The following is a 15,885-nucleotide window of genomic DNA, read 5'->3' on the forward strand; positions in this document are numbered from 1 at the left end:
GCTCGCGCCCCCTTCGGTCCGTCCCCGCGCCTACCGTCCCGGCGAGGTCGATCCGTACGTGGCGCGGCTCGCCGAGGAGTACGCGCTCGCGCGGGCCCGGGCCGAGGCGCTGGAGGCGGAGGCCGCGCGGCTCGGCGCGGAGACGGAGGCGCTGCGCGAGAGGGTCGCGGGGCTCGCCCCGGCGGACTACTCGGAGCTGGGCGCCGGGGCGCTGGACCTGCTCGGGCTCGTCGAGGAGGAGGCCGCCGAGCTGGCGGAGGCGGCGCGCGCGGCAGCGGACGCGCTGGAGGAGCGGGCGCGGGCGGAGGCGGTGGAGCTCGCGGCCGGGGCGCACGAGGCGGCGACGGCGGTACGTGCGGAGGCGGACGCGGAGGCGGAGGCCCGGCGCGCGGCGGCGCTCGCCGAGGCGGAGGCGACAGGGGCGGCGGCCCGGACCGAGGCGGAGCGGGTGCGCGGCGCGGCCCGTACGGCGCTGCGGGAGGTGCGGGAGGCGACGTCGGCGCACCTCGCGGCCATCGAGCGGGAGCACGACGAGCGGGCGGAGGCTTTCGCGCGCGAGGCGGAGGCGGTACGGGAGACGGCGGCCCGGGAGGCGGCGGCGCGGCTGGACGCCGCGGAGTCGGCGCTCGACGCGGCGCGCAGGGCGCGGGCGGAGGCGGAGGAGACGGCCCGCCACCGGCAGGAGGACAGCGAGGCGCGGGCGGCGGCCCTGCGCGCGCAGGCGACGGCCCGCGCGGCCGAGGCGCTGCGCGAGGCGGAGCGGTACGCGGCGGAGCAGCGGGAGCGCGGGGAGCAGGTGCGGGCGCGGCTGCGGCACATCAAGGGCGCGCTGGCGGGGCTGACCGGGCGCGGCGGCGCGGACGCGGCGGCCGATCCGCACGGCTGAGCGGGAACCACCGGGCGGGGACGCGCGTGCTTCCCGGCGATGGCGACGGCGACGGCGACGGCGACGGTGATTGAGGAGTGCGGTGCGGGTGCGGGCACCGGGGTGGGCGCGGACGCGGCGGGGGCGGCGGCGGGCGCTGTGGGCGGTCATGGCGCTGTGCGTGCTCGCGCTGCTGCCCTCGGCGTGGATACGGGTGGCGAGCGGGGGTGCCGTACGGGACGAGGCGGACGTGGACCCGGCGCCGGTCGCGGTGGTGTTCGGCGCGGGGCTGCGGGACGGGCGGCCGTCGCCGTACCTGGCGCACCGTCTGGACGTGGCGGCCCGGCTCTACGCGGCGGGGCGGGTCTCGGCGGTCCTGGTGACGGGCGACCACGGCCGCGCGGGGTACGACGAGCCGACCGCGATGCGCGACTACCTGGCGCGGGCGGGCGTGCCGGGCCGTCAGGTGGTGTGGGACCACGCGGGCTTCGACACGTGGGATTCGTGCGTGCGGGCGCGCCGGGTCTTCGGCGTGGACCGGGCGGTGCTGGTGAGCCAGGGCTTCCACATCCGCCGGGCGGTGGCGCTGTGCCGTGCGGCGGGCGTCGAGGCGCAGGGCGTCGCGGCCCGCGACCCGCGGGACGTCACCTGGTACTACGGCGCGAGCCAAGAGATCCTGGCCGCCCCGAAGGCGGCCCTGGACGCCCTCGTCCACCGCACCCCGGTCCTCGGTCCCCGCGAGCGGGACCTGCGGGACGCGGTGGCGCGGGGACGGGGCTAGCGCCTGTCGTCAAATGTCACGCCCACATCAGGAGTGAGGCGAGGGCAACCGCCGCTTCGTAGGATTGCGCGGTCTTGTCGTACCGAGTGGCGATGCCCCGCCATTGCTTCAGGCGGTTGAAGCACCGTTCCACGACGTTGCGGTGCTTGTATGCCTCGCGGTCGAAGGCCGGCGGGCGGCCTCCTCGGCTGCCTCGCCGGGCCCGGTTGGCTATCTGGTCGGCTCGCTCGGGAATCGTGTGCGGGATCCCGCGGCGGCGGAGCCAGGCGCGGATCGCCTTCGAGCTGTAGCCCTTGTCGCCCAGGACATGATCGGGCCGGGCCCGAGGCCGTCCCGGTCCGAGGCGGGGCACCCGGATCGCCTCCATGACCGTGGTGAACCGGGTGCAGTCGTTGGTGTCGCCACCCGTGACGACGAAGGAGAGCGGGCGGCCCCGCCCGTCGCAGGCCAGGTGGATCTTGCTGGTCAGCCCGCCTCGGGACCGGCCGAGGGCCGGGTCGCGGAGCCCCCTTTTCGGGCTCCGGCCGCGTGCTGGTGAGCGCGGACGACCGTGGAGTCCACCGACACCAGCCACTCGATGTCGCCTGCCGCATCCGCTTTCGCCTGGGCGGCTCGCAGCATCCGCTCGAACGTGCCGTCCATCGCCCACCTGCGAAAACGCGTGTGGAGCGTGGCCCATGGCCCGTAACGCTCGGGCGCGTCCCGCCAGGCCGTCCCGGTCCGGAACTTCCACACGATCCCGTTCAGCACCCTGCGATCGTCCAGCCGCTTCCGTCCCCGCGACGACTCGGGCAGCAACGGCCGGACAAACTCCCACTCGGCATCGGACAGTTCATGACGACGTATCACGACACCATGATCCATCAGTGGCGATCATTTGAAGACACCCCCTAGTACTCCAGCAGCGGTTCGTGTCCTGAGCTGGTCTTTGTCGTTCTCCTGGTATGAGGGAGCTGGGTGAAGTAGCTGTATGGTCCGCGGAGTTGGAGGCTGTGTTCGCTCGGGTCGCGGGTCGGTTTGCTCGGGCGGATCTGCGGTGGCGGATGCGGGATTACGTTCGGGGTCTGCTGGCTCGTGTGGCGCGTAAGAACGGCTGGCAGCTCGCGGAGTGGGCGGGGCACCGTAGTCCTGACGGGTTCCAGCGGCTGCTGAACTCCAGCGTCTGGGATGCGGACGCGGTGCGGGACGATGTCCGCGAGTATGTGGCCGAGGTGCTCGGTGATGACGGGGTCCTGATCATCGATGACACCGGTTTCATCAAGAAGGGGATCACGTCGGCGGGTGTGGGCAGGCAGTACACCGGCACCTCGGGCAAGATCGACAATTGTCAGGTCGGGGTCTTCGCCGCCTACGCCACGTCTCGCGGACGTGCCCTGGTCGACCGGGAGCTGTATCTCCCGAAGGCGTGGACAGGGGATCGGGAACGCTGCCGGGCGGCGAAGGTTCCCGACGAGCGGGAGTTCGCGACCAAGGGTGAACTCGCGAGGGCGATGGTTACCCGGACGCTGGCCGCCGGTCTGCCGGCGCGGTGGGTGACGGCGGACGAGGCCTATGGGCAGGACTGGAAGTTCCGCCGCCTGCTGGAGGAACTCGATGTCGGTTACGTCGTCGCTGTTCCGAAGTCTCAGCAGGTCAAGAGCTTGACGGGGTTCTGGCGGATCGACGAGCTCATCGCCCAGGCGCCCCAGGATGCCTGGCAGCGGCTGTCCTGCGGCAACGGGGCCAAGGGCCCCAGGGTCTACGACTGGGCGAGCGCGAGACTGCCGTCGATCGCCCTCTTCGACGGCGACGAGTCAGCCCACCACCGATGGGTGCTGGCCCGGCGCAGCGTGGCACGGCCCGAGGAGACCGCCTACTACTTCGCCTACGCGCCCACGAGCACCACTGTCGCCGACCTGGTGCGGGCGGCCGGCACACGCTGGGCGATCGAGGAATGCTTCCAGGCGGCGAAGAACGAGTGCGGCCTGGACGAGTACGAGGTCCGCCGCTACGTCGGCTGGTACCGGCACATCACCCTGGCCATGCTCGCCCACGCCGTCCTGACCTCACTCGCAGCCCAAGCCGCCGACGAGCCCGAAAAAGGGGGCTTTGGAAACGAACCTCTCTCGCCCCGCTCACCGTGGCAGAAATCAGACGCCTCCTGGACACTCTCCTTCCCCGCCCCCGACCCCACCCCGACCCAGTCACCCACGCACTGAAGTGGTCAGCCTGGAGAAGACACCACCAAGCCACCGCCCGCCGCTGCCACTACCAAAAACGCAGCTCAGGACACGAACCGCTGCTGGAGTACTAGGGGCGGGTCAGCCGGCCGGGACGCTCCGCGCCGCCTCGCGCGCGCCGGTTGTCGCCGGGCCCGCCGCGGTCGCCGCCTCGGGCGCCGTGGCGAGGGGCCCGTTCACTGATGTGTCCGGGGTAGAGGGTGGAGGGTGGTGACGACCAGGATGTCCTGGCAACCGATGGTGCGACGGTTGTAGGTTCGGGTGGCCAGAGCGCGCGCGGCGGCGCCCCCTACCGGGGGCGGGCCCGCCGGTGCGCCCAGGGAGACCGCTCCGAAGCGGGTGATCCCGCCCTCGCGGACGACCGTGGCGGCGCTGCGGGCGAGGTCCGTCAGGAACACGCTCGTGACCCCGTCCAGGTCGCGGACCATCGCGGGCACGGCCCTCGCGCCCCGGCTCCGCAGCAGTCTCCTGATCCCCGCCTCGAACCGGTGGGCGCCGTCCACACCGGTCGGCTTGCCGGAACCGCGCCGCATACGAGGGGTGATGACGCTTCCGTCCGCGTCGTGCATGACACCGAGCAGGTCCCGGAAGGTCGGCGTCCACAGGTACCACTCGGCGCCGACCTCCAGTGAGATGTCGCGGCCGATGGCCGAGACGAAGTCGCGGGGGACGAGCTTCGCCCGGCTCTCCGCGACCGCCGCCTCGCGCGCGCCGTCGATGATCTCCGTCAGCACGGTCCGCGCCACGGCGGCGGCGGCGCGAGCGGCGGGCCGCGCCAGGTGCAGCGGGGTGACCTCGGCGAACACCGTTCTGACGAGGGCGGAGGGGAACGGCGGGGCGTCCGGGACGTGCGGGGCGCCGTGGTGCCCACGCCGTGCGGACGGTGCCGGATGTGCGGTCATCGGAAGGCGCTCCCTGCTGGCGGGTTCTCAGCGGCGGCGGGCCCGCGGCCCCCGGCGGCCCAGAGGCTACCCGCCGCCCCAGACGCCGGAACCGGCGGCCCGGGCGGTCGCGGCGGGGGCGTGGGCGGGGCGCGGGTCCGGCCACCCGCCCCGCTCGCCCGTACTACCGGGGTTGCCCGAGCGCCGGGAGGTCGGCGCACAGGGCGGTGGGGAAGCCGGGCTCGACGCGGTGAACGTCTGCGCAGCCGGCCTTCGTGCCGCGCGCGACCGGTTGCCAGCCGGACTTCGCCGCGTGGAAGAACCAGCGGTCGCCGATGCTCGCGTCACAGCCGGGGGCGGTGCCCTTCGGGCAGGCGGGGCCCACGCGGGAGGAGACGCTGAACACGAGCCATGTGCCGTCGCAGTGCGTCTCGCCGCGCTGGGTGTGCCGCGGCACGTCGAGGGCCATCACGGCCTGCTCGTAGGAGGCGGGGGTGCAGCCGGTGGGCGCGGGGTGGCAGCCGAGTTCGCCGCAGCGGCGCAGCGCGGGCGGGCGGGCGCCGTCGGCGGTGAACGTGGTGTCGTCGTCCACGGACAGTTCGCGCCGGCCCAGCGGGGAGGGCAGCCGCACCGTCGCGGTGGCCGTCGAGGTCTTGCGGCAGTCGGGGCGGGGCGAGCCGCCCGAGAGGGCGGAGAAGGTGACCTGCACCCACACGGTGCGGTCCGTGCTGTCCGTGACGACGGCGCGCAGCCGGCGCGCGCACGTCTTGCCGCCGCCGGGCACCCGGGCGTCCACGGTGAGCGTCCGCCGGTCCTCGGCGAGCCGGGCGGCGCTCACCCCGAACGGCGCGAACGTCTTCCAGCTCGGCGACTCGGCCGCGCTCGCCGCCCCGGCGGACCCGGCCCGTTCCGTCCCGCAGGCGCCGAGCAGCAGCACGCCGAGGGCGCCGAGCAGGACGACGGCGCAGAGCGCTCTCACGCGTGGCATGGCTGGTGATCCCCCCGGACGACCGTCTGTCCCGGCCGACTATAAGGGCGCGCCCCGCACCCCCGCGCTGCCCCCCGCACCCCCGCCCGCCCCCGCACCCCGAGCCGTCCCCTGGGGGATGTCCCTGAGTGCCCCGCCGGGGCGGTGGTACCGGCGGATGAGGTGGGCGGGACCGGGCCGCGCCTAGCCTGGTGGAGCCGGTTGACCACAGGGCCGCAGGGGGGCTAACCCCCCTGCGGATCGTGCGCTCAGCCGCACTGCGCGGGGGGCGCGGGGGCGGCGAGTATGGAACACGTAAGCAGGTAGGGGAGCGGCGCGAGAGCACGGCACGTACGGCCCGCCCGTACGGCACCGGGCACCGGCGCGGCCGCCCCGCACCGGCACACCCGCAGGACGTCCGCACCGCACGACGTACGCACCGCAACGACGTCCGCAGCACGGACTCCCGCACCACAGGACTCCCGCACCACAGGACTTCCGCTCCGCGAGCCGCCCCCGGGGGGAACGGCGGGCGGCGCGGAGCGCGCTCACGCGCCTTGATGACCGACATAGGAGACATGACATGACAACGGCACTGACCACACACCCGCGCCAGGGCGGTGCGGGCGGGCAGGCGGCAGTGGCCGCGCGGGCCCGGGGGCTCGTCAAGGCGTACGGCTCGGGGGAGACGCGCGTGCGGGCGCTCGACGGAGTCGACGTGGACATCGCGAAGGGCCGGTTCACCGCGATCATGGGCCCCTCGGGCTCCGGCAAGTCCACGCTGATGCACTGCCTCGCGGGGCTCGACACCGTCAGCGAGGGGCGTGTGCACCTCGGGGACGAGGAGATCACGGGCCTCAAGGACAAGCGGCTCACGCGGCTGCGCCGGGACCGGATCGGCTTCATCTTCCAGGCGTTCAACCTCATCCCGACGCTCAACGCCCTGGAGAACATCACGCTCCCCATGGACATCGCGGGCCGCAGGCCCGACCGCGTCTGGCTCGATCAGGTCGTGGAGACGGTCGGGCTCGCGGGCCGCCTCAAGCACCGCCCCAACCAGCTCTCCGGCGGCCAGCAGCAGCGCGTCGCGGTGGCCCGGGCGCTCGCCGCGCGGCCGGAGATCATCTTCGGCGACGAGCCGACGGGCAACCTCGACTCGCGGGCCGGCGCCGAGGTGCTGGGCTTCCTGCGCACCTCGGTGGACCGGCTCGGGCAGACCATCGTCATGGTCACGCACGACCCGGTCGCCGCCTCGTACGCGGACCGCGTGCTGTACCTCGCCGACGGCCGGATCGTGGACGAGATGTACGAGCCGACGGCCGAGCAGGTCCTGGACCGCATGAAGGACTTCGACGCGCGGGGGCGTACGTCGTGACCGTTCTCCGTACCTCCTTGCGCAACTTCTGGGCGCACAAGGGCCGGATGGCGCTCTCCGCCGTGGCCGTGCTGCTCTCCGTCGCCTTCGTGTGCGGCACTCTCGTGTTCACCGACACGATGTCCACGACCTTCGACAAGCTCTTCGCGAAGACGGCGGCCGACGTCACCGTCAGCCCGGACAAGGCCGCGCGGGAGCGCGCGCAGGACGAGGACGCGGCGACGCTGCCCGGCGCCGAGGTCGCGAAGCTCGCCCGCGTGGGCACGGTCGCGCGGGCCGAGGGCGCGGTCAGCACGCAGTCCGTCACCGTCGTCGGCGCGGACAACAAGAGCCTCGGCGCCTCGACGGGCGCCCCGACGCTCGCGGGGAACTGGACGCGTACCGACGAGCGGTCCATGGAGCTGACCTCCGGGCACCTGCCCCGCTCGCGCGCCGAGGTCGTCGTGGACGCCGACACGGCGAAGAAGCACCACCTCAAGGCCGGCGACGAGGTCCGCACGATCACCGCGCACGGCGACTTCACCTCGCACGTGAGCGGCATCGCGACCTTCACCGTGACCAACCCGGGCGCGGCCGTCTTCTACTACGACACGGCGACCGCGCAGCGTGAACTCATCGCCGCTCCGGGCCGGTTCACGCAGATCAACCTCACCGCGGCCAAGGGCGTGAGCGACAGCGCGCTCAAGGCGGACGCGCGCGCCGCGCTCGGCGGGAGCGGCCACAGGCTGCTCACGCAGCAGGAGTCGGCGGACGAGAACAGCAAGGACACCGCGTCCTTCCTCGACGTCATGAAGTACGCGCTGCTCGGTTTCGCGGGAATCGCCTTCCTCGTGGGGATCTTCCTCATCGTCAACACCTTCTCGATGCTGGTCGCCCAGCGCACCCGCGAGCTGGGCCTGCTGCGCGCGGTCGGGTCCTCGCGCCGTCAGGTCAACCGCTCGGTGCTCGTGGAGGCGCTGCTGCTCGGCGTCGTCGGCTCGGTGCTCGGCGCGGGTGCCGGGGTGGGGCTCGCGGTCGGGCTCATGAAGCTCATGAACTCGATGGGCATGAACCTCTCCACGAACGACCTCACGATCGCGTGGACGACGCCGGTCATCGGGCTCGTCCTCGGGGTCGCGGTGACGGTGCTCGCCGCGTACCTCCCGGCCCGGCGCGCCGGTCGCGTCTCGCCGATGGCGGCGCTGCGCGAGACGGGCAGCCCGACGGACCGCCGCGCGGGCGCGGTGCGTTCGGCGCTCGGCGCGGTGCTCACCCTCGGCGGGGCCGCCGCGCTCTACCAGGTCTCCACGGTGGAGAAGGCGGGGGACGGGGCGCCGTGGCTGGGCGGCGGAATCTTCCTGAGCCTGCTCGGGCTGATCCTCGTCGGGCCGCTGCTCGCCGGGTTCGTGGTCCGGGTCATCGGCGCGGTCGTGCTGCGGGTCTTCGGGCCCATGGGCCGCCTCGCCGAGCGCAACGCGCTGCGCAATCCGCGCCGGACGGGCGCGACGGGTGCCGCGCTGATGATCGGGCTCGCGCTCGTCGCCTGCCTCTCCGTCGTGGGTTCCTCGATGGTCACCTCGGCGGGCGAGCAGCTGGACGAGTCGGTGGGCGCGGACTTCATCGTGGACACGATGAGCCAGCCGCTCGTGCCGAAGGCCGAGAAGGCGATCGCCGGGATCGACGGCATCGCGCACGTCTCGCACCTCAAGCGGATCGGCGCGACGGTGACCTTCCCGGACGGCAGGCGCTCGCGCGAGGGCCTTTCCGCGACGGAGCCGACGTACATGAAGGACGTGCACCAGAAGACCGTCGCGGGCAGCCTGGCCGCCGCCTACGGCAAGGACGGCATGTCGCTCAACGAGGGCGCGGCCCGGAAGTACGGCGTGAAGGTCGGCGACAAGCTGCCCGTCGCCTTCCACGAGGGCGCCACCGCGCGGCTCACGGTCCGCGCGATCACCTCGGACGAGACGGTGTTCGACAAGGGCGCCTGGTACGTGTCGCTCGACACGGCCCGCGCGCACCTCCCGGCGGGGAAGGTCCCGGCGTCCGTCGCGCTCTTCGCGAAGGCCGACGAGGGGAAGGAGAAGGCGGCGTACGCGGAGCTGAGGAAGGTCATGGACCCGTATCCGCAGTACGAGGTCGCCAACCAGGCCGACTACAAGCAGTTGCTCAAGGACCAGGTCGGCCAGCTCCTCAACATGATCTACGGGCTGCTCGCGCTCGCGATCGTCGTCGCCGTCCTGGGCGTCGTGAACACGCTCGCCCTGTCGGTCGTGGAGCGGACGCGGGAGATCGGCCTCATGCGGGCCATCGGCCTCTCGCGCCGCCAGCTCCGCCGCATGATCCGCCTCGAATCGGTCGTCATCGCCCTGTTCGGCGCGGCGCTGGGCCTCGGCCTCGGCCTCGGCTGGGGCACGAGCGCGCAGTCCCTGCTGGCGCTGGAGGGCTTGAAGGTCCTGGACATCCCCTGGGCGACGATCGGCGGCGTCTTCGCCGGCTCGGCCCTCGTCGGCCTCCTCGCCGCCCTGGTCCCGGCCTTCCGCGCGGGCCGGATGAACGTCCTGGGAGCGATCGCGACGGAGTGAGAAGACCGCGCGCGCCGGCAGCGCGCCCGGAGGCGGGGGGGGCTTCTCTCACGGGGGGAGGCCCCCCGCCGCGCGGCCTCCGCCGGGCCGGTCGTCGGTTCAGCCCGCGTACGGGTCGGCCAGCGACATCGGGGTGCGTGCGATGTCCAGGGCGTCCTCGGGGAAGGCGGGCCCGGCCGTGTAGAAGCGGGCGCGGGTCCGGCCGACCGGCGCCAGGATGTCCGTCGCGACGAGTTCCCGCAGGTCGCGCTGCGCCCGCTGGAGGCTCAGGTCCTCCGCCCGCCCGTACCGCGTACGCCGCACCCGGCCCGACATCGCCACGTCGTGCAGCGCCGAGACCACGCGTTCCTCCAGCCCCGAGAGCCGGGCGAATTCCCCCAGGAGCAGCCACACGCGGTTCGAGCGGTCGAAGTGGTTGCGCACGGTCTGCGCCTGCTGATGGTAGGCGCGCAGGTTGAAGCGCACCCAGGCGGAGACATCCTGCTCGGGAAGGTACGTGGAGCCGCGCTGCTGGAGTTCGCGGTAGTACTCCCAGGTGTTCCCCGGGCTGCCGAGCCACGCCTCGATCGAGGAGAACTCCGGGGCGAGTTCTCCCGCCCGCGCGATCATCAGCGTCTGGAGGGACCGGGACATCCGCCCGTTGCCGTCCGCCCACGGGTGGATGGAGACGAGGTGGAGATGCGCCATCGCGGCCTTCACGAGCGGGTGGGTGGCGTCGTCCCCGGTGTTCAGCCACGCGACCAGCTCCGCCATCAGCGCGGGGACTTCGGACGCCTCCGGCGCGGTGTAGGCGGCGATGCGGGGGTTGCGGGCGTCCGTCACGTACACGGCTCCACGCCGCCACTGCCCGGCGGGTTTGCGCGGACTGTGCCGGTGGCCTTGCAGCATCCAGTGCAGGGCGTTGAGGAACTCCTTGCCGTAGCGGAAGTCGTCCACGTCGTGGAGGGTCTGGAGGTACGTCATCATCCGCTGGTACGCGAGTGTCTCCTCGCGGTTCTCCTCGGAGATGTCGACCTCCCGCTCGCCTTCGAGAAGGTCCTCGACATCGGCTGTGGAGACCTTGAACCCCTCGATGGAGTTGGAGGCCGCCACGGCGTCGGCGGTGAGGAACTTGCGCAGCCCCTCGGTCCACTTCCTCGGGGAGGAGCGCACCTGGAGGCACAGAGCGTAGCGAAACGCGTCGATCTCGCCGAGAACGCGCCGGTCCTCGTCGGAGAGCGCGGGTGGGGGGAAGAGCATGAGCCACTATAAGTGACGCAAATATTGCGTCAAAGCGTCAAGGTGTGGGTTCGCCGATTCGGCCCCCCCCTTGCCGTCGTCACCGTTCCCGCGCCGCCATCGTCTCCTCGTATGCCTGGCGGAGGCGTTCGGAGGCGCGGGGGGACGGGGGGTCGGCGTGGGGGATGCCGAGGTGGGTTTCGCGGAGTTCGTCCATCAGCTCGTGGGTGAGGCGCGGGGCGCCCTCGGCCAGCAGGCGGGCGCGGACGGCGAGTTCGGGGGTCGTGGGGCGGTGCGCGAGGCCCCAGGTGCCGAGGGCGACCATGACGGGAAGGGTCTGGATGCCCGCCTCGGTGAGGGTGTACGTCGCCCGCTGGCCCCGGGTCGCCTCGTCGCGGGTGAGCAGGCCCGTCGCGACCAGCTTGCGCAGGCGGGCGGCGAGGATGTTCGACGCGATGCCCTCCTCGTTCCCGTGCAGCAGCTCGCGGAAGTGCCGGCGCCCGCCGAAGATCACGTCCCGCAGCACGATCAGCGTCCACGGGTCCCCGAGGACCTCCACGGCGGCGTTGATCGCGCACCCCGAACGCGGCTCGTCGCGCCCTGCCAGCGTCACGACGCACCTCCCGAGTGATTGCGACTCGCAACCGCTCCATTGTAGGGTTCGGCGACCAGTTGCAGTTCGCAATCACTCACGGAGGTGGCTGTCATCGCCAAGGTCCGCGTGCACAACTTCCATGTCTCCCTCGACGGTTACAGCGCGGGCGGGACGATCACGCTCGACAGCCCCATGGGGGGTGCCGAGAAGATGTTCGCCGGTTTCGACGGGCGGGCGAACGACGGCATCCAGGCCGTCACGGACTCGGTCACCTTCGACCGTGCCCTGACGAGCACGTGGGGCCAGGGCATCGGTGCCGAGATCATGGGGCGGGGCAAGTTCGGCCCGCAGAGCGGCGAATGGACCGACGACGGCTGGCGCGGCTGGTGGGGCGAGGAGCCCCCCTTCGGCACGCCCGTGGTCGTCCTCACCCACCACCCGCGCGAGCCCCTGCACTTCGGCAACGGCACGAGCTTCCACTTCCTCGACGCCTCCCCGAAGGAAGCGCTCGACCACGCCCGCGACCTCGCGGGCGGCAAGGACATCCGCATCGGCGGCGGTCCCTCCACCGTCCGCCAGTTCCTCGCGGCCGACCTGATCGACTTCATGCACCTGATCACGGTGCCGATGGTCCTCGGCGGCGGCGTCTCGATCTGGGACGGCCTGGCGGACGTCCAGGACCGCTTCACGATCGAGTCCACGACCTCCGCGAGCGGCCTGGTCCACAGCTTCTGGAACCGCGCCACCACCGGCTGACCCGCTCCCCCGGCAGCACCCCGGCGCCGTTCCCGCCACAGCGCGGGAACGGCGCCGTGCTGTTCACGCCGCCGTTCCCGCGCCGGCCGGTACGCGGCCCGCCCCGTACGGACCGGGGCGGGCGGAACCGGCGCGGCTCGCGTCGGACCACCGGGCTCACGGCGACGGGCTCAAACGGCTCCCCGCCGCCCCGGCATCCCACGGGGGCGCCGCCTCCCTGTTCCGGAACTCCTCCGCGTCCCACGTCCCCTCCAGCCGCGGTGACAGCCACCGCGGTGCCGTGGCCCGGAAACCGGCCGGCGCGAGCGAACCCGCGCCCTCCGGCAGCGCGCCCAGCAGGGGCGCCCCCGCCACCTCCGGCAGATCGGCCACGTTGCAGCGCGAGGCCAGATCAGGGGCGGCGGGCCAGCTGCCGATCACCACGCCCAGCAGATCGATTCCCCGGGAGCCCAGTTCACGAGCCGTCAGTTCCGTCGTGTTGAGCGTGCCCAGGCCCGGCGGCGTCACGAGCAGGACGGGGGCGTCGAGCAGCCGGGCCGCGTCCGCCAGGGTGCTGCCCTCCTCGTCGAACCGCACGAGCAGCCCGCCCGCCCCCTCGACCAGCACCAGATCATGGGCGGTGGCCAGCCTCCGTGCGGCTGCCGCGATGTCGTGCGGACGGACCGGGGCCGCTCTGGCCCGGCGTGCCGCCGTGGCCGGTGCCAACGGCTCCGGGTCCCTGGCGAGTTCGGCCGTCGTCACGGCACCGGCGAGCCGGGCGCACTCCTCCGCGTCGCCCGGCTCGTCCGGCCGCACACCCGTCTGCGCGGGTTTCAGGACGGCCACCGTGCGGCCGGCCGCGGGCGCCGCCGCGGCGACCGCCGCCGTGGTGAGCGTCTTGCCGACCTCGGTGCCCGTGCCCGTGCGGGGGGCGCGTCGGCGAACACCTGGCGCGGCAGCACCCCCGACCACAGCGCGTGCATCCCGCCCTCGGGGTCGAACACCGACATCGGCTGCCAGGTGTCGCCGTGGTAACCGCCGCGCCAGGTCAGCAGGCGCCGCTTCTCCGGGCGGCCGAGCGAGCGCCAGTACTGGAGGCACATCTTCACCACGACCTCGACCGACACCGAGCCGGAGTCGGCGAGGAAGACGTGCTCCATGCCCTCCGGGGTCACGTCGGCGAGGAGCTTGGCCAGCCGTACGGCGGGTTCGTGCGTGAGCCCGCCGAACATCACGTGGCTCATCCTGCCGAGCTGCGCGTGCGCGGCCTCGTTGAGCACGGGGTGGTTGTAGCCGTGGATCGCGGACCACCAGGACGACATCCCGTCGATCAGCTCGCCGGAGCCGTCCGCCAGGCGCAGCCGTATCCCGCTCGCCGACGCGACGACGAGCGGTTCCCCGCCGCCGGGCATCCGGCCGTAGGGATGCCAGACGTGCCGCCGGTCCAGTTCCCGCAGCCGGAAAGGGGCAGTGAGGGCGCGTCAGGCATTGGGCACGACGTCCGTTCCCGCACCGCGACGGCGTACGTTGACCAGGTCCCGGCGCACCTCGTCTCCCCGGTGGCGCGGACGCCGCCTCACGGACGCCCCCGCCCTCCCGGGAGCCGCACCCGCAGCCCTCCCGCGCCCCGCACTCCGCGCCGCCGCCCTCCCGCGCCCCGCACTCCGCGCCGGCGCCTTCCCGCGTCCCGCGCCCGCCCGCCGAGGCCCGGTGTCGCGGCAGCGACTCCTCGCCCGCGCCCTCCACCTCGAAGCCCGCGTCCGCGATCATCCTCAGGTCGTCCCGGCCCGGCTGTCCCTCGCTGGTGAGGTAGCCGCCGAGGAAGATCGAGTTGGCGAGGTACAGCGCCAGCGGCTGCACCGAGCGGAGATGGACCTCCCGGCCGCCCGCGATGCGGACCTCGGCGTCCGGGCACACGAACCGCACCATCGCGAGGATGCGCAGACACCGCTGCGGGGTGAGGTGCCACTCCCCCGCGAGCGGGGTGCCCTCCATCGGGATCAGGAAGTTCACCGGCACCGAGTCGGGGTCGAGTGCGCGCAGCGCGAAGACGACGTCGACCAGGTCCTCGTCGCTCTCGCCCATGCCCGCGATGAGACCGCTACAGGCGGACAGCCCGGCCGCGTGCGCCGCACGCACGGTGGCGACGCGATCGGCGTACGTGTGGGTCGTCGTGATGTCCCCGTACACCGACTCGGAGGTGTTGAGGTTGTGGTTGTAGGCGTCCGCGCCCGCTTCGCGCAGCCGGTCGGCCTGACCGTCGGAGAGCAGACCGAGGCAGGCGCACACCTCCACGCCCTCGTTCCCGTCCTTGATCGCCTCGATGGTGCCGCGACCCGCTCGACGTCCCGATCCGTCGGGCCCCGGCCGGAGGCCACCAGGCAGACCCGCTTGGCGCCGCCCGCCACACCCGCCGCCGCGGCCTTCGACGCGTCCTCGGGTTTCAGCCAGGTGTATTTCAGGATGTCGGCGGTGGAGCCGAGGCGCTGCGAGCAGTAGGAACAGTCCTCGGGGCACAGCCCGGACTTGAGGTTGACGAGATAGTTGAGCTTCACCCGTCGCCCGAACCAGTGCCGGCGCACCCGTCCGGCCGCGGCGACGACGTCCAGCAGGTCGTCGTCGGAGGTGGCGAGGACGGCGAGCGCTTCGGCGCGGGTCCGCGGCTCGCACCGCAGGCCCTTGCCCACGAGAGCGTTCAGCAGGTTCATGGGACCACATCCTGCTTCACGGGATCACTCGCGGACATGGAGGATTCGCACAAGAGGCGAAGGCGAGCGCGTGGCTAGGACCACAGTATGGCCGGATGATCGGCCTATTAGCATCTGTGCAGTACCCACAAAACCCGGGAGGGGTCATGGTTTTCGGCTGGGTCGACGGCCAGGCGGAGCTGCGCCGTGACGCCGGGCTCGTCCGGAGGCTGCGTCCCCGTCCCGCCGACTCGGATCTGCTCGATCTCGCGAGCAACGACTACCTGGGGCTCGCCCGTCATCCGGAGACCGTCGAGGGGGCGGTCGCCGCGGCGCGGAGCTGGGGTGGCGGCGCCACCGGCGCGCGGCTGGTCACGGGGACGACCGAGCTGCACACCCGGCTGGAGCGTGAGCTGGCCCGGTTCACCGGGTTCGAGGCGGCTCTCGTCCTCTCCTCCGGGTACGCGGCGAACCTCGCCGCGGTCACCGCGCTCGCTCCCCACGGCTCGCTGATCGTCTCCGACGCGGGCAACCACGCCTCGCTGATCGACGGCTGCCGACTGGCCCGGGGCACCACCCAGGTCGCCGCGCACGCCGATCCGGACGCCGTGCGCAAGGCGTTGCGGACGCATGGCGGACCGGCCCTCGTGGTCTCCGACGCGGTGTTCTCCGTCGATGGGGACGCGGCTCCCGTGCGGGAGCTGGCACGGGCGTGCCGGGAGTCCGGGGCGGGGCTGCTGCTCGACGACGCGCACGGACTCGGGGTGCTGGGCGAGGGCGGTCGCGGGGTGCCGTGGGCGGCGGGGCTCGCGGGCGCCGGGGACGTGGTCGTGACGGTCACCCTGTCCAAGTCGCTGGGCAGCCAGGGCGGAGCCGTGCTCGGGCCGGCCCGGGTGATCGACCATCTGGTCAACACGGCACGGACGTTCATCTTCGACACCGGGCTGGCGCCGGCCGCCGTCGCCCGCGCTGGCGGCGCTCGCCCTGCTGCGGCGCGA

Annotated in this window: 12 protein-coding genes and 3 pseudogenes; 7 read left to right on the forward strand and 8 right to left on the reverse strand. The window is 73.3% G+C overall.

The genetic code is table 11. The annotated features are described in order from the left end of the window. Both SSBG_RS17435 and SSBG_RS17440 read left to right on the forward strand, forming a co-directional pair. On the forward strand, positions 1–886 hold an 886-nt coding region (locus SSBG_RS17435), incomplete at its 5' end, for a response regulator receiver protein (protein ID WP_106429357.1). An 88-nt stretch (positions 887–974) separates the two neighbouring features. Next, the gene (locus tag SSBG_RS17440) at positions 975–1,646 is read left to right on the forward strand and encodes a SanA/YdcF family protein (protein ID WP_037871562.1); all 672 of its coding nucleotides are present in this window, start codon (positions 975–977) and stop codon (positions 1,644–1,646) included. Positions 1,647–1,662: 16 nt separating this feature from the next. On the opposite strand, the pseudogene SSBG_RS31405 reads toward SSBG_RS17440, so the two are convergent. Next, a pseudogene (locus tag SSBG_RS31405) lies at positions 1,663–2,510 on the reverse strand (IS5 family transposase). 80 nt (positions 2,511–2,590) lie between these two features. Here SSBG_RS31405 and SSBG_RS17455 point away from each other — a divergent pair. Next, entirely contained in the window at positions 2,591–3,844 is a 1,254-nt protein-coding gene (locus SSBG_RS17455) for an IS701 family transposase (RefSeq protein ID WP_037869003.1), read from the forward strand. A gap of 197 nt (positions 3,845–4,041) precedes the next feature. On the opposite strand, the gene SSBG_RS17460 is transcribed toward SSBG_RS17455, so the two are convergent. Both SSBG_RS17460 and SSBG_RS17465 read right to left on the reverse strand, forming a co-directional pair. Then, entirely contained in the window at positions 4,042–4,767 is a 726-nt protein-coding gene (locus SSBG_RS17460; protein ID WP_008747414.1) for a hypothetical protein, read from the reverse strand. 163 nt (positions 4,768–4,930) lie between these two features. Beyond that, positions 4,931–5,734 carry a hypothetical protein gene (locus SSBG_RS17465; RefSeq protein ID WP_008747415.1) on the reverse strand — a complete coding sequence of 268 codons (804 nt, stop codon included), beginning with the start codon at positions 5,732–5,734 and terminating at the stop codon, positions 4,931–4,933. Positions 5,735–6,296: 562 nt separating this feature from the next. Here SSBG_RS17465 and SSBG_RS17470 point away from each other — a divergent pair. Continuing rightward, entirely contained in the window at positions 6,297–7,088 is a 792-nt protein-coding gene (locus SSBG_RS17470; RefSeq protein ID WP_037870037.1) for an ABC transporter ATP-binding protein, read from the forward strand. Continuing rightward, positions 7,085–9,652, forward strand: a complete 2,568-nt coding sequence (locus tag SSBG_RS17475) for an ABC transporter permease (protein ID WP_008747417.1) — start codon at positions 7,085–7,087, stop codon at positions 9,650–9,652. Before SSBG_RS17470 ends, SSBG_RS17475 begins: the two co-directional genes overlap by 4 nt. Positions 9,653–9,751: 99 nt before the next feature. Here SSBG_RS17475 and SSBG_RS17480 read toward each other — a convergent pair whose 3' ends face one another. Further along, on the reverse strand, positions 9,752–10,891 hold the full coding sequence (locus SSBG_RS17480) for a Fic family protein (protein ID WP_008747418.1): 1,140 nt from the start codon (positions 10,889–10,891) through the stop codon (positions 9,752–9,754). Between the two features lie 79 nt (positions 10,892–10,970). Next, positions 10,971–11,483, reverse strand: coding sequence for a winged helix-turn-helix transcriptional regulator (locus SSBG_RS17485; RefSeq protein WP_008747419.1), 513 nt, complete (start codon positions 11,481–11,483; stop codon positions 10,971–10,973). A gap of 93 nt (positions 11,484–11,576) precedes the next feature. On the opposite strand from SSBG_RS17485, the gene SSBG_RS17490 reads away from it, so the two are divergent. Then, complete coding sequence (locus tag SSBG_RS17490) at positions 11,577–12,221, forward strand: dihydrofolate reductase family protein (RefSeq protein WP_037871565.1); 645 nt, start codon at positions 11,577–11,579, stop codon at positions 12,219–12,221. 156 nt (positions 12,222–12,377) lie between these two features. Here SSBG_RS17490 and bioD read toward each other — a convergent pair whose 3' ends face one another. The 3 genes and pseudogenes from bioD to bioB form a co-directional block, all read right to left on the reverse strand. Next, a complete protein-coding gene (gene bioD, locus SSBG_RS33730) occupies positions 12,378–13,172 on the reverse strand; it encodes a dethiobiotin synthase (protein ID WP_050776789.1) in 795 nt (264 codons plus the stop codon). Next, positions 13,124–13,612: pseudogene (locus tag SSBG_RS33735) on the reverse strand (aminotransferase class III-fold pyridoxal phosphate-dependent enzyme); the annotation flags it as partial. The gene bioD and the pseudogene SSBG_RS33735, both read right to left, overlap by 49 nt. A gap of 69 nt (positions 13,613–13,681) precedes the next feature. Then, positions 13,682–14,908, reverse strand: a pseudogene (bioB, locus tag SSBG_RS33740) (biotin synthase BioB). 146 nt (positions 14,909–15,054) lie between these two features. Between bioB and SSBG_RS17515 the strand changes: the two are divergent. Continuing rightward, positions 15,055–15,885 (forward strand): 8-amino-7-oxononanoate synthase (locus SSBG_RS17515; RefSeq protein ID WP_086023066.1); only part of this gene is annotated, 831 nt, incomplete at its 3' end.

The sequence above is a fragment of the Streptomyces sp. SPB074 genome (assembly GCF_000154905.1).
In the GTDB taxonomy this organism is placed as follows: Bacteria; Actinomycetota; Actinomycetes; order Streptomycetales; family Streptomycetaceae; genus Streptomyces.